This window comes from Streptomyces anandii JCM 4720 (assembly GCF_014650655.1).
GTDB lineage: Bacteria > Actinomycetota > Actinomycetes > Streptomycetales > Streptomycetaceae > Streptomyces > Streptomyces anandii.
Genome location: NZ_BMVJ01000007.1, coordinates 287,720 through 313,459, shown reverse-complemented (window position 1 = coordinate 313,459; position 25,740 = coordinate 287,720). Strand labels below are relative to the sequence as shown.

Genomic DNA, 25,740 nt, shown 5'->3' with positions numbered 1-25,740 from the left:
CATCTGCGGGGTGCCTGGTGGGCGTCGGCACCGCTGTACGCGGCGGGCTGTGACGCGCCCCCACGCCCCGCTTCCGTCCGATGGCGGGTGCGGGTGGTGGGGGTGCGCGTCGCTAGTCGGAGAGGTGCCTCTCGATTGTTTCGACCTTGGTGGTCAGGGCGTTGGTCACGCCTGGGCGGATGTCCGCCTTGAGGACCAGGGAGACTCTGGGGGCTCTGGCCTCCACTGCTGCCACTGCTTGTCCGATCACCTGCATGACCTCGTCCCAGTCGCCCTCGATCGAGGTGAACATGGCGTCCGTGCGGTTGGGCAGGCCCGAGGCTCGGACCACTCGGACGGCGTCGGCCACGTACTCCCCCACGTCCTCGCCGACGCCCAGGGGGGTCACGGAGAAGGCGACGATCACGCGTTCACGATCCCCTCGCGGCGGGCGCGGGAGGCGATCACCGCGTCCTCGGCCTCGCGCTTGAGCTTGCGCTCGGCGAAGAAGCCGCCGGTGGGCAGGACCGAGAGGACGAAGTAGAGGGCGGCGGTCCTGAGCGACCACTTGGCGCGGTTCCAGGCGTCGGCCCAGAAGGCGACGTACAGGACGAACAGGACGCCGTGGATCGAGCCCATCACGGGTACCGCGTTGAAGTCCGTGGTCCGCTTCAGGACCGAGCAGATCAGCAGGAGGATGAAGGACACCGCCTCGGGGGCGGAGACCAGGCGGAGGCGGCGGAGGGCGGTGGCGGTCTTGATGTCCACGGGTCACCTTCGGTCGGGAGGGGAGGGGGGCGCTTGTGAATGCAGGCACAAACTTCCGGTCCATTGTGGCAAATCCCCGGAGCGGTCCGCCCCAGGGGTGTGTGCGGCGTCCGCGCGCCGCTACCTTTCGCTGCGTGGCGATGTTCCGACTTCAGGGAAGCAAGGTGCTCGCCGTCGACATGACCGGGGATGCCGTCAAGGCGAAGAACGGCTCGATGGTCGCGTACGACGGGCAGATGGCCTTCAAGAAACTGACGGGTGGCGGTGAGGGGCTGCGGGGGATGGTGACGCGGCGGCTCACCGGTGAGCAGATGACGGTGATGGAGGTGCGCGGGCAGGGGACCTGCTGGTTCGCCGACCGGGCCGCCGAGATCAATCTGGTGCGGCTGCAGGGCGAGAAGCTGTTCGTCGAGTCGAGCAATCTGCTGGCCACGGACGCGGGGTTGCGCACGGGTACGACGTTCACGGGGCTGCGGGGGGCCTCGCAGGGCAACGGGCTGTTCACCACGACCGTCGAGGGGCACGGGCAGGCGGCGATCATGTCGGACGGGCCGGCCGTGGTGCTGAGGGTGAGCGCGCAGTACCCGCTGATCGTCGATCCGGGCGCGTACATCGCGCACCAGGGGAACCTGCGGCAGACCTTCCAGTCCGGTGTGACCTTCCGCACCTTCCTGGGCGAGGGCGGCGGCGAGGCCTTCCAGATCCGGTTCGAGGGGGACGGGCTCGTGTACGTGCAGCCGAGCGAGCGGAACACCTTCGCGGGGGACGTGTGATGGCATTCCGGGAGATCAACTCGAAGATGGTCGAGGCGACCGTGGTGCCGGGACAGCGGCTGTTCAGTCAGCGCGGGGCCATGCTCGCGTACAAGGGCGAGGTCTCCTTCACGCCCAGCCTGCAGGGGGGTCAGGGCGGGCTGATGTCCATGATCGGGCGGCGGGTCGCCGGGGAGGCCACCCCGCTGATGACGGTGGAGGGCAGCGGGACCGTGTTCTTCGGGCACGGCGGCCACCATGTGCACGTCATCGGCCTGACGGGTGACACCCTGTACGTGGAGGCGGACCGGCTGCTGGCCTTCGAGGGCACGCTGCGGCAGGGGACGATGTTCATGGGCTCGCAGGGCGGGGTCATGGGCATGGTGCGCGGCCAGGTCACGGGCCAGGGGCTGTTCACGACCACGCTCCAGGGCCACGGGTCCGTGGCGGTGATGGCGCACGGCGGGGTCTTCGAGGTGCCGATCACACCGCAGCGGCCCGTCCACGTGGATCCCCAGGCCTACGTCGCCCATCACGGTGACGTGCGCAACCGGCTGTCCGCCGCGCTGGGGTGGCGCGACATGGTGGGGCGCGGCTCCGGGGAGGCCTTCCAGCTGGAGCTGAGCGGCAGCGGCGTGGTCTACGTACAGGCGTCGGAGGAGAAGCTGTGAACGCGTGGGGACCGCCCGGTGCCGGGCCAGTGGTGCACGACCCGATGACGCTGCCGGCCGACGACAACGTCAACAGCTACACCTTCTGCGTGGAGCTCAAGGGAAGCCAGTGGTTCCTGCAGAAGGGGAAGATGATCGCCTACTACGGGGCGATCGAGTTCAACGGCGTCGGGCACGGCCGGCTGGACCGTCTGGTGCGCACGTCGTTCCATTCGCCTCTGCACGCGAGCGACTGGGTCGTGGCGGAGGGCTCGGGCAAGATGCTGCTCGCCGACCGGGCCTTCGATGTCAATTCCTACGACCTGGACGACGGCAATCTGACCATTCGCTCGGGCAACCTGCTCGCTTTTCAGCCAAGTCTCGCGCTCAAGCAATCGATCGTGCCGGGGTTTCTGACGCTCATCGGAACCGGAAAGTTCGTGGCCGCATCTAACGGTCCGGTGGTGTTCATGGAACCCCCGATCCGGGTGGATCCGCAGGCACTCGTCGGATGGGCCGACTGCCCCTCCCCGTGCCATCACTACGACCATGGGTACCTGACAGGCGTAATGGGCGGTCTACGTGCGATGACGGGCCTCGGCGGGGCCTCCAGGGAGGAGCATCAGTTCGAGTTCGTGGGAGCCGGAACGGTCCTGCTTCAGTCGAGCGAATCCCTCATGGCCGAGCAGGCCTCCGGGGCACTCCCGCAGGAGCCCGGCGTGCCCGGCGGCGCGGGGGTGTCCGGAAGCCGTGGACAGCAAGCCGGCGCACCGCGCCTTCCCGGACAGCTGGGAGACCTCCAGCGTCGCTTCGGGCTGTGAGCGGTAGTCTGCGGAGTGTGACGGCTCGAACGCGTGCGCACCGTCACAGCACCCCTCACTAGTTCGCCTTTCAACTTTTTAGGTAGACTTCATTCATGGAGACCGAGACGGCCACGCGCTGGCTGACCGATGCGGAGCAGTGCGCCTGGCGCACCCACCTGGAGGTCAACAGGCTGTTGACGTACCAGCTCGAGAAGGACTTGCAGCCGTTCGGCCTGACGATGAACGACTACGAGATCCTCGTGAACCTCTCCGAGTCGGAGGACGTACGGATGCGGATGAGCGACCTCGCGTCCGCCACCCTCCAGTCCAAGAGCCGCCTCTCGCACCAGATCACCCGCATGGAGAACGCGAACCTGGTGCGCCGTGAGAACTGCGAGTCCGACCGCAGAGGGCTCTACGCGGTCCTCACCGAGCACGGCATGGAGACCATGCAGAAGGTCGCGCCGCACCATGTGGCGTCCGTGCGGAGGCACTTCATCGACCTGCTGGCGCCCGAGGTGCTGACCGAGCTCGACAAGGCCCTCAAGCCCGTCGCCGAGCATCTGCGGGGGCAGCGGGGACGCGCCTGAGCGCGTGAGCGCCCGAAACGGCGGAAGGCGGGGCCCCTGCCCGGGACTCCGCCTTCCGCCGTTCGCTGCCGGGCTCAGGCTTCGGTGAGGCCCGCCACCAGCTCGTCCGCCGCGCGGTAGGGGTCCAGCTCGCCCGCCACGATGCGCTCGGCCAGCGCGCTGAGCCGGCGGTCGCCGTGCAGGTCACCGATGCGCTCGCGCAAGGCGGTCACCGCGATCGTCTCCACCTCGCGGGCGGCCCGGGCCCGCCGGCGCTCCGCGAGGACGCCCCGCTCCTCCATCCACGCCCGGTGCTTCTCCAGGGCCTCCACGACCTCGTCGACGCCCTCGGCGCGGGCCGCCACCGTCTTGACGATGGGCGGCCGCCAGTCGCCGGGCCCGCGGGACTCGCCGAGGCCCAGCATGTGGTTCAGCTCGCGGGCGGTGGCGTCGGCGCCGTCCCGGTCGGCCTTGTTGACGACGTAGACGTCGCCGATCTCCAGGATGCCCGCCTTGGCCGCCTGGATGCCGTCGCCCATGCCCGGGGCGAGCAGGACGACGGAGGTGTCCGCCTGGGAGGCGATCTCCACTTCGGACTGGCCGACGCCCACGGTCTCCACCAGGACCACGTCGCAGCCCGCCGCGTCCAGCACGCGGATCGCCTGCGGGGCCGCCCAGGCGAGGCCGCCGAGGTGGCCGCGGGTCGCCATCGAGCGGATGTAGACGCCCGGGTCGGAGGCGTGCTCCGACATCCGCACCCGGTCGCCCAGCAGGGCGCCCCCGGAGAAGGGCGAGGACGGGTCGACGGCCAGGACGCCGACCCGCCTGCCCTGCTTGCGGTACGCCGTCACCAGCGCCGACGTGGACGTCGACTTGCCCACGCCCGGCGAGCCGGTGAGACCGACGACGTAGGCGTTGCCCGTCAGCGGGGCCAGGGCCTCCATGACCTCCCGCAACTGCGGGGACGCCCCCTCCACCAAGGAGATCAGCCGGGCCACGGCCCGCGGCCGGCCTTCCCTGGCCTGGGCCACCAGAGAGGAGACGTCCTGCATCACAGCTCCGTTCACGTGATCCGCGTACGCGGTCGGCGTACGAAAGGGGTCGGTGGGGTGCTACCCGGCGCTCAGGCCTTCGGCACCCGGACGATCAGGGCGTCGCCCTGGCCGCCGCCACCGCACAGCGCGGCCGCGCCGACACCGCCGCCCCGTCGCTTGAGCTCCAGGGCCAGGTGCAGCACCAGACGGGCGCCGGACATCCCGATCGGGTGACCGAGGGCGATCGCGCCGCCGTTCACGTTCACCTTTTCCGTGGACACGCCGAGGTCCTTCATTGACTGCACGGCGACGGCGGCGAACGCCTCGTTGATCTCGATGAGGTCCAGGTCGGAAACCTCCAGGCCCTCCTTCTTCAGGGCGTGCAGGATGGCGTTGGACGGCTGGGACTGCAGGGAGTTGTCCGGACCGGCCACGTTGCCGTGGGCCCCGATCTCGGCGATCCAGTCCAGGCCCAGCTCCTCGGCCTTGGCCCTGCTCATCACGACCACGGCGGCGGCGCCGTCGGAGATCTGCGAGGAGGAGCCGGCGGTGATCGTGCCGTCCTTGGCGAAGGCCGGACGCAGCTTGCCCAGGGACTCGGCGGTGGTGTCGCCGCGGATGCCCTCGTCCTTGCTGAACAGCACCGGGTCGCCCTTGCGCTGCGGGATCTCCACCGGGGTGATCTCGGCCTCGTAGATGCCGTTCTTCTGCGCGGCGGCGGCCCGCTGGTGGGAGAGCGCGGCGATCTCGTCCTGCTCCGGGCGGGCGATGCCCAGGCGGGTGTTGTGCTTCTCGGTGGACTCGCCCATGGCGATGCCCTCGAAGGAGTCGGTCAGGCCGTCGTACGCCATCGCGTCGAGCATCTCGATCGCGCCGTACTTGAAGCCCTCGCGGGACTTGGGGAGCAGGTGGGGCGCGTTGGTCATCGACTCCTGGCCGCCGGCGACGACCACGTCGAACTCGCCGGCGCGGATCAGCTGGTCGGCCAGCGCGATCGCGTCCAGGCCGGACAGGCACACCTTGTTGATGGTCAGCGCCGGGACGCTCATCGGGATGCCGGCCTTGACCGCGGCCTGACGCGCCGGGATCTGCCCCGCCCCGGCCTGCAGCACCTGACCCATGATCACGTACTGCACCTGGTCGCCCCCGATCCCCGCACGGTCGAGGGCGGCCTTGATCGCGAAGCCGCCGAGGTCGGCTCCCGAGAAGGACTTCAGCGAGCCCAGCAGCCGCCCCATGGGCGTGCGCGCGCCCGCGACGATCACCGAGGTGTTCGTGCCGGAATTTCCAGAAGACATGAGCTGCGATCCCCTTACCGGCCTGCCCAGGCCGAGGAGTGAACGAGGGTTTACTTCGAATGTACTGATGGCACTCGGTGCCGTCATCGGGCCGTCGGTGTGATCGCGCGCACGTTGCGTAACCACCCGCGGAGCGCTGCACTGAATCCATGCTGACGCGAATCGACCACATCGGGATCGCCTGCCACGACCTCGACGCGACCGTCGAGTTCTACCGGGCCACATACGGCTTCGAGGTGTTCCACACCGAGGTCAACGAGGAGCAGGGCGTGCGCGAGGCCATGCTCAAGATCAACGAGACGTCCGACGGAGGTGCCTCCTACCTGCAGCTTCTCGAGCCGACCCGCGAGGACTCCACCGTCGCCAAGTGGCTCGCCAAGAACGGCGAGGGCGTCCACCACATCGCATTCGGTACGGCGGATGTGGACGCCGACGCCGCGGACATCCGCGGCAAGGGCGTACGCGTTCTGTACGAGGAGCCGCGACGCGGCTCCATGGGGTCACGGATCACCTTCCTGCACCCCAAGGATTGTCACGGCGTCCTGACAGAACTGGTCACTTCAGCGCCTGTTGAGTCGGCTGAGCACTGACCCTCGTACATAAGGGCCGGTAGGGTTGGGGGCGGTCGTCCCCGAAGCGGGGGCGGCCGGGTCCTGCCGTCCTTCGGCCGGACCGTGCCGGGGTCCGGGTTTCGGGGGACGAGCGTCGGGGCAGCAGCCCATGCTCCGCCGTTGATCTGACACCATTCCCCGGGGGCCCCGTTCGGCGGATGGACGGAGCTCGTTTGGACAGGCTTGCGACCAGGGGACGGATGGGACCGCGCAGTGCGGGGCTACGAACGCCAGGAGCGAGAGCCGGCGGCTGACGTCGACCACCTCTCTCGGTTCGAGGCCGAGATGGATCGGCTGAAGACCGAGCGGGAAAAGGCGATCCAGCACGCCGAGGACCTCGGCTACCAGGTCGAGGTGCTGCGCGCCAAGCTGCACGAGGCGCGCCGCACCATCATGACCCGGCCCGCCTACGACAGCGCGGACATCGGCTACCAGGCCGAGCAGTTGCTTCGCAACGCGCAGATGCAGGCCGACCAGATCCGGGCCGACGCCGAGCGCGAGCTGAGCCAGGCCCGGGCGCAGACCCAGCGGATCCTCCAGGAGCACGCCGAGCAGGCCGCGCGCCTGCAGTCCGAGCTGCACCAGGAGGCGGTGACCCGGCGCCAGCAGCTCGACCAGGAGCTCGCCGAGCGCCGCCAGACCGTCGAGTCCCACGTCAACGAGAACGTGGCCTGGGCCGAGCAGCTGCGTGCCCGCACCGAGCAGCAGGCGCGCCGGCTGCTCGACGAGTCCCGCGCGGAGGCCGAGCAGGCCATGGCCGCCGCCCGCGCGGAGGCCGAGCGGGTGGCCGCCGAGGCACGCCAGCGCCTGCAGAGCGAGGCCGAGTCGGCCCGCGCGGAGGCCGAGCAGATTCTGCGTCGCGCCCGCACGGACGCCGAGCGTCTGCTGAACGCCGCCTCCACCCAGGCCCAGGAGGCCACCGACCACGCCGAGCAGCTGCGCTCCTCCACCGTCACCGAGTCGGACGCGGCCCGCCGCCAGGCCACCGAGCTGAGCCGGGCCGCCGAGCAGCGCATGGCCGAGGCCGAGGAGGCGCTGCGCAAGGCGCAGACCGAGGCCGAGAAGCTGGTCACCGAGGCCAAGGAGACCGCGGCCAAGGCGCTGGCGAGCGCGGAGTCGGCCAACGAGCAGCGCACCCGCACCGCCAAGGAGCAGGTCGCGCGGCTGGTCGAGGAGGCCACCAAGGAGGCCGAGAACACCAAGTCCGAGGCCGAGCAGGTGGTCGCGGACGCCCGCGCCGAGGCCGAGAAGATCGTCGCGGAGGCCGCCGAGAAGGCCCGTACGATCACGGCCGAGGAGAGCGCGACCCAGCTGTCCAAGGCGGCCAAGACCGCCGAGGACGTGCTGAACAAGGCGGCCGAGGACGCCAAGAACACCACGAAGGCCGCGGCCGAGGAGGCCGAGCGGATCCGCCGGGAGGCCGAGGCCGAGGCGGACCGGCTGCGCGCCGAGGCGCACGACATCGCCGCCCAGCTCAAGGGCGCCGCCAAGGACGACACCAAGGAGTACCGCGCCAAGACGGTCGAGCTGCAGGAGGAGGCCCGCCGGCTGCGCGGCGAGGCCGAGCAGCTGCGCGCCGACGCGGTCGCCGAGGGTGAGCGGATCCGCGCCGAGGCCCGGCGCGAGGCCGTGGTGCAGATCGAGGAGGCGGCCAAGTCCGCCGAGGAGCTGCTGTCCAAGGCGAAGGCCGACGCCGACGAGCTGCGCTCGACCGCGCAGGGCGACAGCGAGAAGGTCCGCACCGAGGCCATCGAGCGGGCCACCTCGCTGCGCCGCCAGGCCGAGGAGACCCTGGAGCGCACCCGCAAGGAGGCCGAGCGGCACCGCGCGGAGGCGGAGGAGCAGGCCGAGGCGGTCCGCGCCGACGCCGAGCGCGCCGCGCGCGAGCTGCGCGAGGAGACCGAGCGGGCCGTGGAGGCCCGGCAGGCCGAGGCCGCCGACGAACTCACCCGGCTGCACACCGAGGCCGAGCAGCGCCTGAGCGCCGCCGAGCAGGCGCTGTCCGACGCCCGTGAGGAGGCCGCGCGGATCCGCCGCGAGGCCGGCGAGGAGGGCGAGCGGCTGCGCGCCGAGGCCGCCGAGCGCATCCGTACGCTCCAGCAGCAGGCCGAGGCCGAGGCGGAGCGGCTGCGCACCGAGGCCGCGGCCGACGCGTCCGCCTCCCGCGCCGAGGGCGAGACCATCGCCGTACGGCTGCGGTCGGAGGCCGCGGCCGAGGCCGAGCGGCTCAAGGCCGAGGCCCAGGACACCGCGGACCGGGTGCGCGCGGAGGCGCAGGCCGCCGCCGAGCGCCTGGGCACCGAGGCGTCCGAGACGCTGGCCGCCGCCCAGGAGGAGGCCGCCCGGCGCCGCCGCGAGGCGGAGGAACTCCTCGGCGCCGCGCGCGCCGAGGCCGACCAGGAGCGCGAGCGGGCCCGCGAGCAGAGCGAGGAGCTGCTGGCCTCGGCGCGCAAGCGCGTGGAGGAGGCGCAGGCCGAGGCGACCCGGCTGGTGGAGGAGGCCGACCGGCGCGCCACCGAGATGGTCTCGGCCGCCGAACAGCACGCCCAGCAGGTACGGGACTCCGTCGCCGGGCTGCACGAGCAGGCGCAGGAGGAGATCACCGGGCTGCGCTCGGCCGCCGAGCACGCCGCGGAGCGCACCCGCCGGGAGGCCGGCGAGGAGGCGGACCGGGTCCGCGCCGACGCCTACGCCGAGCGGGAGCGGGCGAGCGAGGACGCGTCCCGGCTGCGGCGCGAGGCGCAGGAGGAGACCGAGGCCGCCAAGTCGCTCGCGGACCGCACGGTCTCCGAGGCGATCGCGGAGGCCGAGCGGATCCGCGCGGACGTGGCCGAGCACGCCCAGCGGGTGCGCACCGAGGCCTCCGACGCGATCGCCCAGGCCGACCAGGACGCCACCCGCACCCGTGCGGAGGCCCGCGAGGACGCCAACCGCATCCGGTCGGACGCGGCGACCCAGGCGGACACCCTCATCAGCGAGGCGCGCTCCGAGGCCGAGCGGCTGCAGACGGAGACGATCAACGAGGCGGACCGGCTGCGCGCCGACTCCGTCGCGAAGGCGGAGAAGCTCATCTCGGACGCCACCGGCGACGCGGAACGGCTGCGTGCCGAGGCCGCCGAGGCGGTCGGTTCCGCGCAGGCGCACGCCGAGCGGATCCGCGCCGAGTCCGAGCGGCTGCGCGGCGACGCCGAGGCGGAGGCGGAGCGCACGCTGGCCGCCGCCCGCGAGGAGGCCGAGCGGACGCTGGACGAGGCCCGCAAGGAGGCCAACAAGCGGCGCTCGGAGGCGGCCGAGCAGGTCGACACCCTCATCACCGAGACCACGGCCGAGGCCGACAAGCTGCTCACCGAGGCGCAGCAGAGCGCGGTGAAGACCAAGGCGGACGCGGAGTCGCAGGCCGATGCGATGGTGGGCGCGGCCCGCAAGGAGGCCGACCGGATCCTGTCCGAGGCGACCATCGAGGGCAACGCGTCGGTGGAGAAGGCCCGTACGGACGCGGACGAGCTGCTCGTCGGCGCCCGCCGGGACGCCACCCAGATCCGCGAGCGCGCCGAGGAGCTGCGCGAGCGGCTGACCGCCGAGATCGAGGAACTGCACGAGCGGGCGCGGCGCGAGGCCGCCGAGACGATGAAGTCCACCGGCGACCGCTGCGACGCGCTGATCAAGGCCGCCGAGGAGCAGCTGGCGAAGGCGCAGGCCAAGGCGAAGGAGATCGTCTCGGAGGCCAACTCCGAGGCGGGCAAGGTGCGTATCGCCGCGGTGAAGAAGGCCGAGGGGCTGCTGAAGGAGGCCGAGCAGAAGAAGGCCACCCTCGTGAAGGAGGCCGAGGAGCTCAAGGCCGAGGCGATCCGCGAGGCCCGGGCCACGGTCGAGGAGGGCAAGCGCGAGCTGGAGATCCTGGTGCGCCGGCGCGAGGACATCAACGCCGAGATCTCCCGCGTCCAGGACGTCCTCGAGGCACTGGAGTCCTTCGAGGCCCCGGCCTCCGCGAAGGACGGCGGCGTCAAGGCGGGCGCGACGGTCGGAGCACCCCGCTCGGGTGGCAAGCCGTCAGACGGCTAGCCTGAGGGGCGGATTCCGGTCTTTCGGAGGGCTTTGCCCGGCTCTTTGGCAAGCTCTCCGATGGTCAGCCACTCAAAAGAGGTGTCATTCTCCAGATCAAACACGTATCCGCTCGATGACACACCGCTTCGGCCCCTAGGATTCCACCTATCACCTCACCGGTCTCATTCGACAGGAACCCCATGAGCGACACTTCCCCCTACGGCTTCGAGCTTGTGCGGCGTGGGTACGACCGCGCTCAGGTGGACGAACGTATCTCCAAGCTCGTCTCCGACCGTGACAGCGCTCTTTCCCGCATCACCGCCCTGGAGAAGCGCATCGAGGAGCTCCACCTCGAGACGCAGAACGCCCAGGCCCAGGTAACCGACGCCGAGCCGTCGTACGCGGGTCTCGGCGCGCGCGTCGAGAAGATCCTGCGTCTCGCCGAGGAAGAGGCGAAGGATCTGCGTGAGGAGGCCCGGCGCGCGGCCGAGCAGCACCGCGAGCTCGCCGAGTCGGCGGCCCAGCAGGTGCGCAACGACGCGGAGTCGTTCGCCGCGGAGCGCAAGGCCAAGGCCGAGGACGAGGGCGTCCGGATCGTCGAGAAGGCCAAGGGCGAGGCGGCCCAGCTGCGCTCCGAGGCGCAGAAGGACGCCCAGTCCAAGCGGGAGGAGGCCGACGCCCTCTTCGAGGAGACCCGCGCCAAGGCCGCCCAGGCCGCAGCCGACTTCGAGACCAACCTCGCCAAGCGCCGCGAGCAGTCCGAGCGCGACCTCGCGTCCCGTCAGGCCAAGGCCGAGAAGCGGCTCGCGGAGATCGAGCACCGCGCAGAGCAGCTGCGTCTGGAGGCCGAGAAGCTGCGCACCGACGCCGAGCGCCGCGCCCGCCAGACGGTGGAGACCGCCCAGCGCCAGGCCGAGGACATCGTGGCGGACGCCAACGCCAAGGCGGACCGCATCCGTTCGGAGTCCGAGCGCGAGCTGGCGGCCCTGACCAACCGCCGCGACTCGATCAACGCCCAGCTCACCAATGTGCGCGAGATGCTGGCGACCCTCACCGGTGCCGCGGTGGCCGCCGCGGGCACGCCGGCCGAGGACGAGCCGGTCTCCCGCGGGGTCCCGGCCCAGCAGACCCGGTAGTCACCGGACGCACGGCACGCGCCGCCGCACGGTCCGCCGAGCGGTTCCGGCTTCGCGTGAAGCCCCTGTCACCCGCGTGACGGGGGCTTCCGTCTTTTACTTTCTTTTGGGTGGAACCGTCAGCGCCCGGTTATCCTCCTAACCCTTACGGGGGCGTGTGCCCTGACGTGAACCTTTCGATGGGTGCGGAGCATGATCGAGGCAGTCGGCCTGACCAAGCGCTATGGCGACAAGACCGCCGTGTACAACCTCTCCTTCCAGGTGCGGCCCGGAGCCGTCACCGGCTTCCTCGGGCCGAACGGCTCGGGCAAGTCGACGACCATGCGGATGGTCCTCGGCCTGGACAACCCCACCGCGGGCACGGTGACGATCGGCGGCCATCCGTACCGCAGGCTGCCGAACGCCCCCCGTCAGGTCGGCGCGCTGCTCGACGCCAAGGCCGTGCACGGCGGCCGCTCCGCCCGCAACCATCTGCTCTGCCTGGCCCAGCTCTCCGGCATCCCCGCCCGCCGGGTCGACGAGGTACTGGGAGTCGTCGGTCTGCAGGGCGTGGCGAAGAAGCGCTCCAAGGGCTTCTCGCTCGGCATGGGCCAGCGGCTCGGCATCGCCGCCGCGCTGCTGGGCGACCCGCAGGTGCTGCTGTTCGACGAGCCGGTGAACGGTCTTGACCCCGAGGGCATCCTCTGGGTGCGCAATCTGATGAAGGCGCTGGCTGCCGAGGGCCGGACCGTGTTCGTCTCCAGTCACTTGATGAGCGAGATGGCACTGACCGCTGATCACCTGATCGTCATCGGGCGCGGGCAACTGCTCGCCGACATGAGCGTCAAGGACTTCATCTCCGCGAACTCGGCCGACTTCGCCCGGGTCCGCACCCCGGACACCGAGCCCCAGTTGCGCGAGAAGCTGACCGCCGCGCTGACCGAGGCCGGCGGGCACGTGCTGCCCGAGCAGGACGGCGCGCTGCGGGTGACCGGCCTGCCGCTGCCCCGCATCAGCGACCTCGCGCACGAGGCGGACGTACGGCTGTGGGAGCTGTCCCCGCACCAGGCCTCGCTGGAGGAGGCGTACATGCGGATGACGCAGGGCGCCGTGGACTACCGCTCCACCATCGACCAGAAGGCCGGGCTGATGCAGCCCCTGCCGCCCGGCGCGCAGCCGCCGGTGCCGGTGCCGGGCCAGGGCCAGCCCGGCTGGTACGCGCCTCCGCCGCCGCAGCAGGGCGGCCAGCCGTTCGCACCCCCGCAGGGACCGCCGCAGGGCGCGCCCGGCCAGCAGGCCGCGGGCCCCTACGGCGCTCCGGCCGCGGGCGGCCCCGGCGCAGGGGCGCCAGGCGCGGGCGCCCCGAACGCCTACGGCGCTCCCGCCGCGGGCGGCCCCGGCCAGAACCCGTACGCCCAGGCAGCTCCCCAGGGCGCGCCCGCCGCACCCCCGGCGGCACCCGCCGCTCCTCGGGCCGCGGCCCCGGCCGCGCCCGCCGCGCCCCCCGCGCCCGCCTCCGCCGCCGACTCCACCAAGCCCGAGGACGCCCGATGAGCACGCCCCAGCCCCCCATGCCGCAGGCAGCGCCGACCTGGGAGGCGGCGCCCGGTTCCGCGTTCCCGACGTACACCTCGCCGATCCCGGTCGTGCGCACGCACCTCGGGCACGCCCTCGCCTCGGAGTGGACGAAGATCAAGTCGGTGCGCTCCACGATGTGGACGCTCGGGGTGTTCGTCCTGCTCGTGGTCGGGATCGGGCTGCTGACCGGAGCCGTGGTCGTCAACTCCTCCTCGGAGCTGACCGGCGACGAGAACCCGCTCGCACTGGGCTTCTTCGGGCTGCTGCTCGGCAGCATCTGCGTCATCACGCTCGGCGTGCTGACCACCGCCTCGGAGTACGGCACCGGCATGATCCGCACCACGATGACCGCGTGCCCGAGCCGGGGAAGGGTGCTCGCGGCGAAGTCGATCGTCTTCTTCCTCGTCGCCTTCACGGTGTCCCTGGTGTCCACGGCCCTGGTCGCCCTGGCGCAGACCGCGATGCTGGACGGCACGAACGCGCGTCAGCCCACCGGCGCGGAGTGGTTCAAGGCGACGGTCGGCGTCAGCCTCTACATGGCGCTGCTCGGACTGCTCTCGCTCGTCATCGGCTCGGTGCTGCGGCACTCAGCGGGCGCCATCACCATCATGATCGGTGTCGTGCTCGCCCCGCTGGTGATCGCGCTGTTCATGTTCGCGCGGTCGCTGGAGAAGGTGCGCCAGGCCCTGTTCGAGTACTCCATCCCGAACCAGCTGAGCGTGTTCTACTCCAACTCCCTGACCACTTCCGGCCCTTCGGGCTGGGACCCGCTGTGGATCATCCAGGGCACGACGGCCGTCGCCTTCGCCGGCGCCTGGGCGCTGCTGCAGAAGCGGGACGTGTGAGCCGCGACGACAGGGCCTGGGCCCCGCCCGGCTAGAACCTCGGCGCGTTACGGGACCGCTGCACCCGCGTGGTGCGGCGGTCCTTCGCGTTCCAGCAGGCCTTGTGCCAGTGCCTGCGGTCGTCCACGCCCGCGTGCTCGGGCCAGGCCACCACGTGCGGGACGCCGGAGGGGATCATCTGGTCGCAGCCCGGGCAGCGGTAGGTCTTGCCCTCGGCGCTCGCACCCGCCACATGGCGCACGCTCCAGTCCTCGCCCCGCCAGCTCTCCGACGACTGCAGGCCGCCGTAGCGGCCCGCGGGGTCGTCCTCGGCGCTCCGGCCGGGCGAGCCGGAATCCTTGGGGCGGTTGCGACGCGGGGACACGGGACACCTCACGGAGCTGTTCGGGGAGCAGGGACCGCGTCCAGCGTACGCGGCGCGGGGCGGGGTAGGCGCAAGGAACCGATTACCGACCAACCCCCACAAGTCCCCCTGCGCCACGAGGCATTCCGCAGACAATCCGGAAATCTCTTCGCCAGGCCGTGTCCTCGGCACGTGTCGGCCGGTTATGCCGGGTGGGGGAGCTCCGTGTCGGAGCCAAGGAAGCAGGAAAAGGCAATGCGCGTTGGAAGTTTCGTGCTGGCGGCCCAGTTCCCGGGGCAGGGCCAAGGGGAGGCTCTGCACCGGGCGGTCCGTACGGCGGAGGTGGCCGAGGAGGCCGGCCTGGACGCGGTCTGGCTCGCCGAGCACCATTTCGTACCGTACGGCACGTGCCCGTCGGCGATCACCCTGGCCGCGCTGCTGCTCGGCCGCACCCGGCGGCTGCGGGTGGGCACCGCGGTCAGCGTGCTGCCCACCGTCCACCCGGTGGCGCTCGGCGAGCAGGCGGCGCTGCTGCACGTGACCAGCGGGGGCCGCTTCTGCCTGGGCGTGGGGCGCGGCGGGCCGTGGGTGGACCTCGAGGTCTTCGGAACCGGCCTCGAGGCGTACGAGAAGGGGTTCCCGGAATCACTCGATCTGCTGGTGCGCTGGCTGCGCGAGCCGGCGGTCTCCGCCTCGGGGGAACGATTCACCTTCCGTGAGGTCCCCGTGGTGCCCCGCCCCTGCGAGGCGCTGACGGACGCCACCGGTCCGGAGGTCGTCGTCGCGTGCACCTCCCCCGCCAGCGTCCGGCTGGCCGCCGAGCACGGGCTGCCCATGCTGCTGGGCATGCACGTCGGGGACGAGGAGAAGGCCGAGATGGTCGCCCTGTGGCGGCGCTGCGCACGGGCCGCGGGACGCTCGCCCGAGGAGATCCGGGGCGCCGCCCATGTCTCGGCGGGCGTCTGCCAGATCGCCGACCGGCGCACGGACGCGGTGGAGACGCTGGTCAAGTCGATGCCGGGCTGGCTGAAACAGGGGCTGGACGCCCATGTCACGGTGGACGGCCGGGCCCGTTCGATGCGCGATCCGCTGGCGTACACCGAGCTGCTGTGCGGGCTGCACCCGGTGGGCACGCCGAGGCTGTGCGCCGACCGGCTCGCGGCGACCTCCGAGCGGACCGGGATCACCCGCTTCGCCCTGCTAGTCGAGGGCTCGGGCGACCTCGCGGCGACGGAGGAGAACGTACGGCGGCTGGGCGCCGAGGTCCTGCCCCATCTGGGCTGAGAGTCGCGTCACGAAATGGCTTGCCGCCCCAGCACTGAACACCTCCCGCGGGCGGAGCGGCAAGCGGGCGAAACACCGCCTCAGCAGTCCCTGAGCTCCGGGGACTGGTTGAGCAGCTGGCTGCGCACCGAGGTGAAGCGGGTCAGCGACTCGTCGGCCGAGGCGTCCAGCGGGAACACCGCCACGCGGTGGCAGTTCTGGAAGGCCAGGCGCACACCGAAGTGCCGCTGCAGCGCACCGCGTATGGCGTCACTCGCGAGCGCACGCAGCAGCTGACCGCGTGCCTGCTCGTCCGGCGGGGGCGTCTGGTTGTCGGCGAAGCTGCCGCCGTCCACCTTCAGCTGGGCCACCAGGGAGCTGATCATCTCCCATGCGTAGGGCAGGGAGGTCCGGACGCAGTCGACGAAGTCTGTCTCGTCGACCTCGCCTCGCTCGGCCTGTTGGAGTAGGGCCGGTGAGACGTCGAGCGACATGGGTTCTCCTCTCGCACCCCCGAACAGCAGGGGTTGCCGGACAGGTGAGGGAGGTTCGCGATACCGAACACGGTGCGTACACATAGCGCGACCTCCCGGTCACTACCGTAAGCATCAGAACGAGGGCCCACCAGGCGAATGCAGGTACAGGCAGGGCGGGTTGGGCACACAATCGGCCATAAGTGAACACGGGTGATCCAGGGAAAAAAGGGGCGCTCCGGAGGGGACGCGCGGTGGTCCGCGGAGGCGGCCGGTCCGGGCGAATCGCGCGCGGCGCGTTGCGTCGAGTAGCGTTGCCGACCATGCGTCTCGTCATTGCCCGGTGCTCCGTCGACTACGCCGGCCGGCTCACCGCCCATCTGCCGTCAGCGCCCCGTCTGATCCTGGTGAAGGCGGACGGCAGCGTCTCGATCCACGCGGACGACCGTGCCTACAAGCCCCTGAACTGGATGTCGCCGCCGTGCACCCTCAAGGAGGGCACGGGCGAGGAGGAGGGCGTCTGGACGGTCGTCAACAAGGCGGGCGAGAAGCTCATCATCACGATGGAGGAAATCCTCCACGACTCCTCGCACGAACTCGGCGTGGACCCTGGGCTGATCAAGGACGGTGTGGAGGCGCACCTCCAGGAGCTGCTCGCCGACCGCATCGAGACGCTCGGCGAGGGCTACACGCTGATCCGGCGCGAGTACATGACGGCCATCGGCCCGGTGGACATCCTGTGCCGGGACGCGAACGGCGGGACGGTCGCGGTCGAGATCAAGCGGCGCGGCGAGATCGACGGCGTGGAGCAGCTCACCCGCTATCTCGAGCTGCTGAACCGCGACCCGCACCTCGCCCCGGTGCGCGGCGTCTTCGCGGCCCAGGAGATCAAGCCCCAGGCCCGCGTCCTCGCCACCGACCGCGGCATCGGCTGCCAGGTCCTCGACTACGACGCCCTGCGCGGCATCGAGGACGACAAACTCCGCCTGTTCTGACCGGCGGGCGGCGGTCTTCCCGCACGGCGTCTTCACGGCCGGGGCCGAACTCGTGGGACGGGTCCGGCCCCGGCCGCCGGATGTGAGGCGCTCAGGCAATCGCCGCCGGGCCGGAGGACGTGGGAGCCGCCGCGCTGCTCGACGATCCGCTGGGCGAAGGAGCGCTCGCGGAGATGCTGGTCGTCGGCGACGAGCCGCCCGTCGTCCCGCCAGTCCCTCCGGAGGAGCCGCTGGTGGTCCCGCCCGACGTGCCGCCGGTGGAACCTCCTGTGTCACCACCCGACGTGCCGCCCGTCGAGCCGCCGGTGCTCCCGCCCGTGGACCCGCCCGTGGTTCCCCCGGTGCTCCCACCGGTCGAGCCGCCCGTCGAGCCGCCGGTGCTCCCGCCCGTGGACCCGCCCGTGGTTCCCCCGGTGCTTCCGCCCGTCGACCCGCCGGTGGATCCGCCAGTGGATCCACCCGTGGAACCCCCGGTGCTTCCTCCTGTAGTCCCACCGGTAGTCCCACCCGGTGAGCTCGAATGGCCGGACGGTTTGGGCGACTTGGAACCCGACGACTTGCTGCCGGACGGCTTGACGCTCTCCGACGGCCGGGCCTTGGTGGGGGGCGGCGGGTCGTCCGAGGTGCCGTACGTGCCGTCCGGGCCCGGGTTGGTGGGGCGGCTGGTGGCTGTGCCGGTGTCGCCCTTGGCGTCCTCGCTCTGCTTGGGGGTGTCGGCGCCGAGGCTGCCGTCGTCGAGGCCCTGGCTGGCGGAGGGGTTGACACCGACGTTGTCGGAGGGGTTGTTGGCGTCGTTGTGAGAGGTGGCGCCCAGCGTCACCACGGTGCCGAGGACCGCGGCGAGCAGCGCGCCCGCGCCGGCCGCGACCATGTTGCGCCGGGCGAGGCCCTTGAGTCCGACCCGGTGCTTGGACGGAGCCTCGGACGCGTAGGAGGCGTACGGCGCCGCCGACGAACCCGCGGCGCCGGACGACGACTGGTAGGTGACCAGCGTGGAGGTGTCGGCGGGCGGCTGGAGCGCCGGGAAGGCGGTGGGCGTGCCGCCGGGCGGCGAGGCCGACTCCTCGGTGCGGGCGTCGGGCACCTCGTCCCCCGCGATGGCGCCGAAGGCCGCGACGAGCCCCGGCGCCGTACCGGAGCGGTCGGCGACCAGGGCGAGGGCGCGGCGCCCGGCGACGGTACCGCGCTTGTCGGCGAGGGCGCCGCGCAGCCCGATGGAGGCCTCCAGTTCGGCGCGGGCCCGGTCCAGTTGGCCCCCGCAGAGCGCGAGGATGCCCAACTCATGGTGGAAGTAGGCCTGTTCGGTGACCTCACCGGCGAGCCGGGAGGCCTCGGTGCCGGAGCGCAGGGCGCGCTCCCAGGCGTTCCAGTGCAGGCCGGCGGCGAAGGCGGGCGCGGCAGTGCGGGCGAGCAGTACCGCGGTGCTCTCCTCGTCCTCGCCGGCCGGCGTGGTGGCGGGCACCAGCACGGCCAGCGCGGCGAGCACGGCGTCCGCCTCGGCGCACACCCGCTCGGGCGTGACGGAGGGGTGTCCCGCCCACCAGGCGTAGTGCTGGGCGGCGGCCTCTGCCTGGGTCTCGGCGTCGTCGCCGTATCCGGCGGCCTCCAGCTGGGCGAGCACGCCGGCGGCGAGCCGGTAGCGGGAGCCGACCGGGGAGACCAGGCCGCAGCTCGCCAGCTCGCCGAGGGCGGCGTCGGCGTGGGTGTCGCCGACCAGCGCGGGCAGGTGGGCCTGGTGGGGCACCTCGCCGCCGAGCGCCACGGCGAACCGCAGGGTGGCGCGCGCGGAGGCGCTGAGCCGCTTGGCGAGCAGCGGGGCGGGCGCGGCGGCCTCGCCGAGCGAGGGCAGGGGTACGTCGTCGCCCTCGCCGCCGTCGACGACGGCGTCCGAGGGAGGCGCGTCCTCGAAGACGCCGAACTCGTCCACGGCGTTGGTGGCGGCCCTGAGCTGGTCGTGCTGGCGCAGCAGGGCGCCGGCCTGGACGAAGCGCAGGGGCAGTCCCTCGGACTCGAACCAGAGGTCTCCGGCCCAGTTGGCCTCCTCCTCGGTGAGCACCCGGCCCACGCCGCGCTCGATGAGCTCCACTCCCCCGGCCCGGTCCAGTCCGCCGAGGACGACCTCCTCGACGGCGGACTCGGCGGACGGCGCGGGCACGTCCGGGGTGGCGGCGAGGAGGAAGGCGCACTCGGGGGTGGCCTCCAGGAGTTCGTCGAGGGCGCTGCCGCCGAACTCGAGGTCGTCGAGGACGACGACGGCGCCGATCTCACGGACGTACTCGAGCAGTTCGGCGCGGTCGGGCCGGTGCAGGGGCGCGCTGTGGACGGCGTGGAAGAGGTCGTGCAGCACGTCGGTCGCGGTGCGGCGGAAGCCGGTGAGGCGGACCACGCCGTCGGGGGCGAGATCGGAGCAGTCCTCGGCGACGAGGTCGAGGAGGCTGGTGCGGCCGGAGCCGCCGGGGCCGGTGAGCCGCACCGAGCGGCCGCGCGCGAGCAGCCGTACCAGTTGCTCGCGTTCGTCCTGGCGCTCCAGGAGCGGTTCGGCGGACGGCGCCGGGCCCGGCGGCACGGGCGGGCGGGCGGCGCGGTCGTGCTCGGCGCGCTCGGCCTCGGTGTACTTTCGGGGCGGCTCGGGGCGCTCCCCGGGCGGGCAGGCCTCTATCTCGCTGCCGTCCACGGGGTTGACGGTGAGCAGGAAGTCGCCCGCGACGAGTCGCACCGTGCGGGCGAGCGCGGGTGCGTGCTGTCCGAAGTCGGCCGAGAGGGATTCCCTGGGCGGCCGGCGGCCCGGCGCGTGGCCGTCGCCGTCATGGCCCATGCCCTCGGGTTCCCGGGTGTTCGGGTCCATAGGTTCCAAGCCCCCCAAAAGCGTCGTGTGCTGACACCGGCCAGCCCCTCCCGGCCTTGCCGCACTCCGCGCTGTCGCTTCTGGTCCGGGCCCGCTCGAGGGTTGCATGGCAGCGGGCGACCGAACCCTAAACCTTCGCACAGTATCTACGACAGCCCGGGGTACCGCGCAGTCCGAGACGTCACAGTCTCATGAGGATTGCACGCGTCGTACGTTTCGACGACGTCCGCCCGGGTCTCCCGCGTCGCCCGCTTCACACCTGTACGGAACGACCGGTTCCGGCGGCGGGGCCATCGCCCGTGAGGAGGGGTCAGACGCGGGGCAGGGACTCGACCCCGATGCCGCCCTCGATGGCGAGGATGCGGTGCAGCCGGGTGGCCACCAGCAGGCGCTGCATCTGCGGAGGCACCGCGCGCAGCACCAGCCGCCGGCCGCAGCGGCCGGCGCGCCGGTGTGCGCCCATGATGACGCCGAGTCCGGTGGCGTCCCAGGAGTCGAGCCCGGACAGGTCGAGGACGAGGTCTCCGGCACCGCCGTCGACGGCCGAGTGCAGGACCGTACGGGCGTCCGCCGCGCTGCGGACGTCGAGGCGGCCCCCGACGACCAGCTCGGCGTGGTCGCCCCTGATGTACATATGCGCTCCCCGTGACTGCGGTGGCGTGCTCCATGACGGTGGCTGTGCAACGTCTGACTGCTTGTGTGGCGGTCCGGTTGCTGCTTGTAAGCGAACCGATACCGAATTCACCCTGACGGGTGATGCCGGTGAGGGGCTGTGCGGTCTCAGTGCTTGTAGAAGCCCTGCCCGCTCTTGCGCCCGATGTCACCGGCGTCAACCATCCGGCGCATCAGCTCCGGCGGGGCGAACTTCTCGTCCTGGGTCTCGGTGTAGATGTTGCCGGTGGCGTGCAGCAGGATGTCGACGCCGGTGAGGTCGGCGGTGGCCAGCGGGCCCATGGCGTGCCCGAAGCCCAGCTTGCAGGCGAGGTCGATGTCCTCGGCGGTGGCGACGCCCGACTCGTAGAGCTTGGTGGCCTCGACGACGAGCGCCGAGATGAGACGGGTCGTCACGAAGCCGGCCACGTCCCGGTTGACGACGATGCAGGTCTTGCCGACGGACTCGGCGAACTCCCGTGCGATGGCGAGGGCTTCGTCGCTGGTCTTGTAGCCGCGCACGAGCTCGACGAGCTGCATCATCGGCACCGGCGAGAAGAAGTGGACGCCGACGACCCGCTCGGGGCGCTCGGTGACGGCCGCGATCTTGGTGATCGGGATGGCGGAGGTGTTGGAGGCGAGCACGGCGTCCTCGCGCACCAGCTTGTCGAGGGTGCGGAAGATCTCGTGCTTGACCTCGAGCTTCTCGAAGACGGCCTCGACGACGACGTCCGCGTCGGCGGCCGCGTCCAGGTCGGTGGTGGCGGTGATGCGGGCGAGGGCGGCCTCGGCGTCCTTTGCCGCCAGCTTGCCCTTGCTCACGAACTTGTCGTACGACGCCTTGATGCCGTCCGTGCCACGCCTCAGTGCCTCGTCGGTGACGTCCCGCAGGACGACGTCCCAGCCCGCCTGCGCGGAGACCTGGGCGATGCCGGACCCCATGAGACCGGCTCCGATGACGGCGAGCTTCCGTGCCACTCCGACTCCCCTTTGAACGAGTGCTGACGATTGCGGACGACTGATGACGATTGCGGACGACTGCTGAACGGTTCGCCGTGCGGTGGTCGTACGAGTGCGCGGCTGCCGTGCGGCCGCGCCGGCGACGGCGGTGTGAGCGCTTACACACTGCTTACGTTCGGCTCTGGAGCGGACACTAGCGCCCGCGCGGGGCTGTGTGACCAGTAAGTAATGCGCGTCACGTCTCAGATGACGGACATCACACCCGCAGGCGTCACGCCGCGCCTCGGACGGCGTAGTTGAGCACCTTTTCGCTCAACAGGTCCTCGATGTCGTCGAGCAGGTCCAGCGCCTCTCGGGACACTTCGCGCGGATTGCGCCCCTTGGCCATCTCCCGCCCGATGACGGCCATGACGGTGCTGTGCGCCCAGCCGATCTGACCCGCCATCAGCTGCGGCAGCGGGTCGCCGTCCCCCGCGCCGGTCTCCTCGCGCAGCGCCGCCTCGAGGTTGGCCTGCACCTCCTGGCCGATCGCCCACAGCCGGGAGCGCAGCGCGGGCGCCTGCTCGACGACGCGCATGAAGGCCGCGTACCCGGAGAACAGCCCGACCCGGGGCGAGACCGCCTCGACCTCGCCACGCAGCTCCCGCAGCACCGCGCGCGCCGCCGGCTCCCCCTCGTCGCGGCCGCGCACCCAGCGCGCGAGCCGGTCGACGACACCGCTGGAGCGGTCGAGGAAGAGGTCCTCCTTGGCCGGGAAGTAGTTGTAGACCGTGTTCACGGAGACGTCGGCGGCCTCGGCGACCTCGGCGACCGTCACGGCGTCGAAGCCGCGCTCGACGAACAGCCCGGTGGCCACGTCCGAGATGTACTGCCTGGTCCGCCGCTTCTTCCGTTCCCTGAGCCCCTCTGCCATGGCCGAATCCTAGCTTCCCTGGACTTCCTGAAAACTTGGGGTCATTGCAAAATTGTGGAGACTCTGTTTTTGTAGGGGCCATGGCAGCAGTCATCAGCGCGGCCGGACTGGCCCGCACCTTCCGGACCAAGCACGGGCCCGTGGCGGCGGTGCGCGGCATCGACCTGACCGTCGCCGAGGGCGAGATCCTCGGCCTGCTCGGCCCCAACGGCGCCGGCAAGACCACCACCCTGCGGATGCTCACGACCTTGCTCGCGCCGACCGGCGGCACGGCCGCCATCGCGGGCCACGACCTGGCCTCCGACCCGGTGGGCGTGCGCGAGGCGTGCGGGTACGTGGCCCAGTCCGGCGGCGTCGACGCGCAGATCACCGTGCGGGAGGAACTGGTCACCCAGGGCCGCATGTACCGCCTGACGAGAACCCGGGCGAGCGAGCGCGCCGAGGAGTTGGCGGACGGCCTGGGCCTTACCGGGCTGCTCGGCCGGAAGACGGGCACCCTGTCCGGCGGTCAGCGCCGCCGCCTCGACATCGCCATGGCCCTCACCCACCGCCCCCGCGTGCTCTTCCTCGACGAGCCGACCATCGGCCTCGACCCCGGCAGCCGCGCGGACCTGTGGAGCCTGGTCCGCCGGCTGCGCGACGAGCACGGCACCACCGTGTTCCTCACCACCCACTACCTGGACGAGGCGGACGCCCTGTGCGACCGGCTGGTCGTCGTCGACCGGGGCGTGGTCGCGGCCGAGGGCACGCCGAGCGCCCTGAAGCTGCGCCACGGCGGCTCGACCGACGCCTCGCTCCAGGACGCCTTCCTCGCCATCAGCGCACGACAGACCCCGAAGGACGCCCAGCATGCTGCTCCATGACACGGCCCTGATCTACGGCCGCTACGCCCGCCAGTCCCTGCGCTCCCGCTTCGCGCTGCTCTTCGGGGTGCTCACCCCGCTGCTCTACCTGCTGTTCTTCGGCCCGCTGCTCACCGGGCTGCCGCTGGGCGCCCGGGGCAGCTCCTGGCAGGTGCTCGTCCCCGGTCTGCTGCTCCAACTCGGGCTGTTCGGGGCGCTGTTCGCGGGCTTCGCGGTCATCATGGAGAACGGCCAGGGGGTGGTCGAGCGCATGCGCGTGACCCCGGTCAGCCGTCTGGCCCTCCTGCTCGGCAGGGTGCTGCGGGACGCCACGGTGTTCGTCTTCCAGGCGGTGCTGCTGGTGCTCGCCGCCCTGGTGATGGGCCTGCGGGCGCCACTGACGGGCATCCTGATCGGCTTCGCCTTCGTGGCCCTGCTCACGCTGTCGCTGGCCTCGCTGTCGTACGCGCTCGGCATGCGGGTGCGCACCCCGCAGGAGTTCGGCCCGCTGATCAACATGGTGTCGATGCCGTCCATGCTGCTGTCCGGCCTGATGCTGCCGATGAGCCTGGCACCGCGCTGGCTGGACGTGCTGTCGCACTTCGTGCCGTTCCGCTATCTGGTCGACGCGGTACGCGACGCGTACGTCGGCCGGTACACGAGCCCGCACATGCTCTACGGCGTCCTCGTGGCCGTCGGCTTCGCGGCGCTCTCCGTGATCGTGGGCACACGTGTCTTCCGTACGGCCGGGGCGTAACTACGCTGGCCGCATGGTCAATCTGACGCGCATCTACACCAGGACCGGCGACAAGGGCACGACGGCCCTGGGCGACATGAGCCGGGTCGCCAAGACCGATCTGCGGATCTCGGCCTACGCCGACGCCAACGAGGCGAACGCCGTGATCGGCACGGCGATCGCGCTGGGCGGTCTCGAAGAGGAGATCGTCAAGGTCCTCACCCGGGTGCAGAACGACCTGTTCGACGTGGGCGCGGACCTCGCCACGCCGGTGGTGGAGAACCCGGAGTTCCCGCCGCTCAGGGTGGAGCAGTTCTACGTCGACCGGCTGGAGGCGGACTGCGACCGCTTCAACGAGCGACTGGAGAAGCTGCGCTCCTTCATCCTCCCCGGCGGCACCCCGGGCGCGGCCCTGCTCCATCAGGCGTGCACGGTGGTCCGCCGGGCCGAGCGCTCGACGTGGACCGCGCTCGAGGCCCACGGCGAGACGATGAACCCCCTCACCGCGACCTACCTCAACCGCCTCTCGGACCTCCTGTTCATCCTGGCCCGCACGGCCAACAAAGAGACCGGGGACGTGCTGTGGGTCCCGGGCGGCGAACGCTGACCCCGCGCCCCCGGGCGGGCCGGGCCGGCGCCTGCGCGCCCCCGGCGGACCGGGGGCGCAAGGCGGGTCAGGCCGGGTCACGTCAGCGGTCGGCGTCGCTCGTCGCGTCCTTGTCGGCGGCCGCCGCCGCGGACTCGGCGGCGTCCACCTTCTTCTCCATGTCGGCGTAGCCCGAGGGCGTCGCGCCCGGCGCGGGCGCGGAGGACGCGCCGGTGCCGGCGGTCCCGGCGGTCCCGGTGGTCCCGGTGGTCCCGGTGGACGACGATGCCGCCTCGGCCGGCGTTCCGGTGTGGTGGGCGCAGCCCGCGGTGAGCGCCACGAGCAGCGACACCGACGCCGCCGTGCCCGCCGCCCACCGGGCCCGCATCAGCCCGCCGCCTTGCCGTCGCCGTTCGCCGCGCACCAGGTCTTCACGGCGGCGAGGTCCTTCTGCCGCTTCTCCAGGTTGTTCCGCAGCGACTTGCGGAAGTCCAGGCGGTCCTGGAGATAGGTGGCGATCTCGGTGTGGCCGGCCTTCTTGGCGTTGTCGACGCGCTTCTCCAGCCGGGAGATCGAGCCCCGCGTGCCGGCCCCCGCGTCCAGCCGCTTCAGGGCCCGGTCGATCCGCCGGTCCAGCTTGGGCACGCGCTTGCACAGCGCCTTCGCCCCGTCACCGGAGTGCTGCGCGCCGGCACTGGCCGCGGGGGCCGGGGTGCTGTCGGCGGCGGCCACCCCGGTGGTGCCCGCCAGGGCCGCCGTCACGGCGAGTGCCGTCAGCAGCGTGCGTGTCCGTCGTGGTGCGTGCATCTCTTCCGTCCTCCGTCCGGTCGCGGGACGGCCCGTCGTCCGCCCGTCGCGATCGCAGGCTAGGGACGGTCTTTGGGGAAACTCTGTGACCGGTTTGCCCCGGCCCTCCGGGCGGTTCCGGCCGTGCCGATCAGCCAGTCCCGCCGCACGGGCAGCGCGCCGCCGCCCGAGGGCAGCCGCACCTCGAAGCGCGCGCCGGTGCCGCCGGGCGCGTCGGTCACCGTGACGCTCCCCCGGTGCAGCGCGGCCTGCTGGGCGACGAGGGTGAGTCCGAGCCCGG

26 protein-coding genes and 1 pseudogene are annotated in these 25,740 nt (G+C 72.0%); 14 read left to right on the top strand and 13 right to left on the bottom strand.

The window, feature by feature from the left end:
- Positions 1–112 precede the first annotated feature (112 nt).
- Positions 113–406 (bottom strand): MTH1187 family thiamine-binding protein, encoded by a 294-nt coding sequence (locus IE249_RS15845; protein ID WP_189705457.1) that lies wholly within the window; start codon positions 404–406, stop codon positions 113–115.
- A complete protein-coding gene (locus IE249_RS15840) occupies positions 403–747 on the bottom strand; it encodes a DUF3817 domain-containing protein (protein ID WP_189705456.1) in 345 nt (114 codons plus the stop codon). Before IE249_RS15840 ends, IE249_RS15845 begins: the two co-directional genes overlap by 4 nt.
- A 140-nt stretch (positions 748–887) precedes the next feature.
- Between IE249_RS15840 and IE249_RS15835 the strand changes: the two genes are divergently transcribed.
- The 4 genes from IE249_RS15835 to IE249_RS15820 all read left to right on the top strand — a co-directional run bounded on the left by IE249_RS15835 (position 888) and on the right by IE249_RS15820 (position 3,542).
- Complete coding sequence (locus IE249_RS15835) at positions 888–1,520, top strand: AIM24 family protein (RefSeq protein WP_189705500.1); 633 nt, start codon at positions 888–890, stop codon at positions 1,518–1,520.
- On the top strand, positions 1,520–2,170 hold the full coding sequence (locus tag IE249_RS15830) for an AIM24 family protein (protein ID WP_189705455.1): 651 nt from the start codon (positions 1,520–1,522) through the stop codon (positions 2,168–2,170). Before IE249_RS15835 ends, IE249_RS15830 begins: the two co-directional genes overlap by 1 nt.
- Before the next feature lie 44 nt (positions 2,171–2,214).
- The gene (locus IE249_RS15825; RefSeq protein WP_373304393.1) at positions 2,215–2,970 is read left to right on the top strand and encodes an AIM24 family protein; all 756 of its coding nucleotides are present in this window, start codon (positions 2,215–2,217) and stop codon (positions 2,968–2,970) included.
- A 95-nt stretch (positions 2,971–3,065) separates the two neighbouring features.
- Positions 3,066–3,542 carry a MarR family winged helix-turn-helix transcriptional regulator gene (locus IE249_RS15820; protein WP_189705453.1) on the top strand — a complete coding sequence of 159 codons (477 nt, stop codon included), beginning with the start codon at positions 3,066–3,068 and terminating at the stop codon, positions 3,540–3,542.
- A gap of 74 nt (positions 3,543–3,616) precedes the next feature.
- Here the strand turns inward: IE249_RS15820 and meaB are convergent, their stop codons facing one another.
- On the bottom strand, positions 3,617–4,573 hold the full coding sequence (gene meaB / locus IE249_RS15815; RefSeq protein WP_189705499.1) for a methylmalonyl Co-A mutase-associated GTPase MeaB: 957 nt from the start codon (positions 4,571–4,573) through the stop codon (positions 3,617–3,619).
- Between the two features lie 71 nt (positions 4,574–4,644).
- The gene (locus tag IE249_RS15810; RefSeq protein ID WP_189705452.1) at positions 4,645–5,853 is read right to left on the bottom strand and encodes an acetyl-CoA C-acetyltransferase; all 1,209 of its coding nucleotides are present in this window, start codon (positions 5,851–5,853) and stop codon (positions 4,645–4,647) included.
- Between the two features lie 149 nt (positions 5,854–6,002).
- Here IE249_RS15810 and mce point away from each other — a divergent pair, with 149 nt between their 5' ends.
- The 5 genes from mce (at position 6,003) to IE249_RS15785 (ending at position 14,046) form a co-directional block, all read left to right on the top strand.
- Complete coding sequence (mce, locus tag IE249_RS15805; protein ID WP_189705451.1) at positions 6,003–6,443, top strand: methylmalonyl-CoA epimerase; 441 nt, start codon at positions 6,003–6,005, stop codon at positions 6,441–6,443.
- A gap of 234 nt (positions 6,444–6,677) precedes the next feature.
- Positions 6,678–10,526, top strand: coding sequence for a polarized growth protein Scy (gene scy / locus IE249_RS15800; RefSeq protein ID WP_189705450.1), 3,849 nt, complete (start codon positions 6,678–6,680; stop codon positions 10,524–10,526).
- Between the two features lie 182 nt (positions 10,527–10,708).
- Complete coding sequence (locus tag IE249_RS15795; RefSeq protein WP_189705449.1) at positions 10,709–11,644, top strand: coiled-coil domain-containing protein; 936 nt, start codon at positions 10,709–10,711, stop codon at positions 11,642–11,644.
- Between the two features lie 192 nt (positions 11,645–11,836).
- A complete protein-coding gene (locus IE249_RS15790) occupies positions 11,837–13,177 on the top strand; it encodes an ABC transporter ATP-binding protein (RefSeq protein WP_189705448.1) in 1,341 nt (446 codons plus the stop codon).
- A complete protein-coding gene (locus tag IE249_RS15785; protein WP_189705447.1) occupies positions 13,174–14,046 on the top strand; it encodes an ABC transporter permease in 873 nt (290 codons plus the stop codon). The genes IE249_RS15790 and IE249_RS15785 overlap by 4 nt, the downstream gene beginning before the upstream one ends.
- 31 nt (positions 14,047–14,077) lie before the next feature.
- On the opposite strand, the gene IE249_RS15780 is transcribed toward IE249_RS15785, so the two are convergent.
- Positions 14,078–14,410: an Rv1322 family protein gene (locus IE249_RS15780; RefSeq protein ID WP_189705446.1), complete on the bottom strand. Its 333-nt coding sequence runs from the start codon at positions 14,408–14,410 to the stop codon at positions 14,078–14,080.
- A gap of 234 nt (positions 14,411–14,644) precedes the next feature.
- Here IE249_RS15780 and IE249_RS15775 point away from each other — a divergent pair, with 234 nt between their 5' ends.
- Positions 14,645–15,673 carry an LLM class flavin-dependent oxidoreductase gene (locus tag IE249_RS15775; protein ID WP_189705445.1) on the top strand — a complete coding sequence of 343 codons (1,029 nt, stop codon included), beginning with the start codon at positions 14,645–14,647 and terminating at the stop codon, positions 15,671–15,673.
- Positions 15,674–15,753: 80 nt separating this feature from the next.
- On the opposite strand, the gene IE249_RS15770 is transcribed toward IE249_RS15775, so the two are convergent.
- Entirely contained in the window at positions 15,754–16,146 is a 393-nt protein-coding gene (locus IE249_RS15770; RefSeq protein WP_189705444.1) for an SCO5389 family protein, read from the bottom strand.
- A gap of 302 nt (positions 16,147–16,448) precedes the next feature.
- Between IE249_RS15770 and nucS the strand changes: the two genes are divergently transcribed.
- A complete protein-coding gene (nucS, locus tag IE249_RS15765; RefSeq protein ID WP_189705443.1) occupies positions 16,449–17,120 on the top strand; it encodes an endonuclease NucS in 672 nt (223 codons plus the stop codon).
- 91 nt (positions 17,121–17,211) lie between these two features.
- Here nucS and IE249_RS15760 read toward each other — a convergent pair whose 3' ends face one another.
- The 4 genes from IE249_RS15760 to IE249_RS15745 all read right to left on the bottom strand — a co-directional run bounded on the left by IE249_RS15760 (position 17,212) and on the right by IE249_RS15745 (position 22,489).
- Entirely contained in the window at positions 17,212–19,965 is a 2,754-nt protein-coding gene (locus tag IE249_RS15760) for a P-loop NTPase family protein (RefSeq protein WP_189705442.1), read from the bottom strand.
- Positions 19,966–20,275: 310 nt separating this feature from the next.
- Positions 20,276–20,599: an STAS domain-containing protein gene (locus IE249_RS15755; RefSeq protein WP_189705441.1), complete on the bottom strand. Its 324-nt coding sequence runs from the start codon at positions 20,597–20,599 to the stop codon at positions 20,276–20,278.
- A 146-nt stretch (positions 20,600–20,745) separates the two neighbouring features.
- Positions 20,746–21,594, bottom strand: a complete 849-nt coding sequence (locus IE249_RS15750; protein WP_189705440.1) for a 3-hydroxyacyl-CoA dehydrogenase family protein — start codon at positions 21,592–21,594, stop codon at positions 20,746–20,748.
- 253 nt (positions 21,595–21,847) lie between these two features.
- Positions 21,848–22,489, bottom strand: a complete 642-nt coding sequence (locus IE249_RS15745; RefSeq protein ID WP_189705439.1) for a TetR/AcrR family transcriptional regulator — start codon at positions 22,487–22,489, stop codon at positions 21,848–21,850.
- 80 nt (positions 22,490–22,569) lie between these two features.
- Between IE249_RS15745 and IE249_RS15740 the strand changes: the two genes are divergently transcribed.
- The 3 genes from IE249_RS15740 to IE249_RS15730 are packed head-to-tail and all read left to right on the top strand — an operon-like array spanning position 22,570 to position 24,674.
- Positions 22,570–23,352 (top strand): ABC transporter ATP-binding protein, encoded by a 783-nt coding sequence (locus tag IE249_RS15740; protein ID WP_189705438.1) that lies wholly within the window; start codon positions 22,570–22,572, stop codon positions 23,350–23,352.
- A complete protein-coding gene (locus IE249_RS15735) occupies positions 23,339–24,088 on the top strand; it encodes an ABC transporter permease (protein WP_189705437.1) in 750 nt (249 codons plus the stop codon). Before IE249_RS15740 ends, IE249_RS15735 begins: the two co-directional genes overlap by 14 nt.
- A gap of 13 nt (positions 24,089–24,101) precedes the next feature.
- Complete coding sequence (locus IE249_RS15730; RefSeq protein WP_189705436.1) at positions 24,102–24,674, top strand: cob(I)yrinic acid a,c-diamide adenosyltransferase; 573 nt, start codon at positions 24,102–24,104, stop codon at positions 24,672–24,674.
- 82 nt (positions 24,675–24,756) lie between these two features.
- Here IE249_RS15730 and IE249_RS15725 read toward each other — a convergent pair whose 3' ends face one another.
- The 3 genes and pseudogenes from IE249_RS15725 to IE249_RS37420 form a co-directional block, all read right to left on the bottom strand.
- Positions 24,757–25,041 (bottom strand): hypothetical protein, encoded by a 285-nt coding sequence (locus IE249_RS15725; RefSeq protein ID WP_189705435.1) that lies wholly within the window; start codon positions 25,039–25,041, stop codon positions 24,757–24,759.
- Entirely contained in the window at positions 25,041–25,460 is a 420-nt protein-coding gene (locus IE249_RS15720; protein ID WP_189705434.1) for a hypothetical protein, read from the bottom strand. The genes IE249_RS15725 and IE249_RS15720 overlap by 1 nt, the downstream gene beginning before the upstream one ends.
- A 59-nt stretch (positions 25,461–25,519) precedes the next feature.
- Positions 25,520–25,740 (bottom strand): annotated as a pseudogene (locus tag IE249_RS37420) (two-component sensor histidine kinase); the annotation flags it as partial.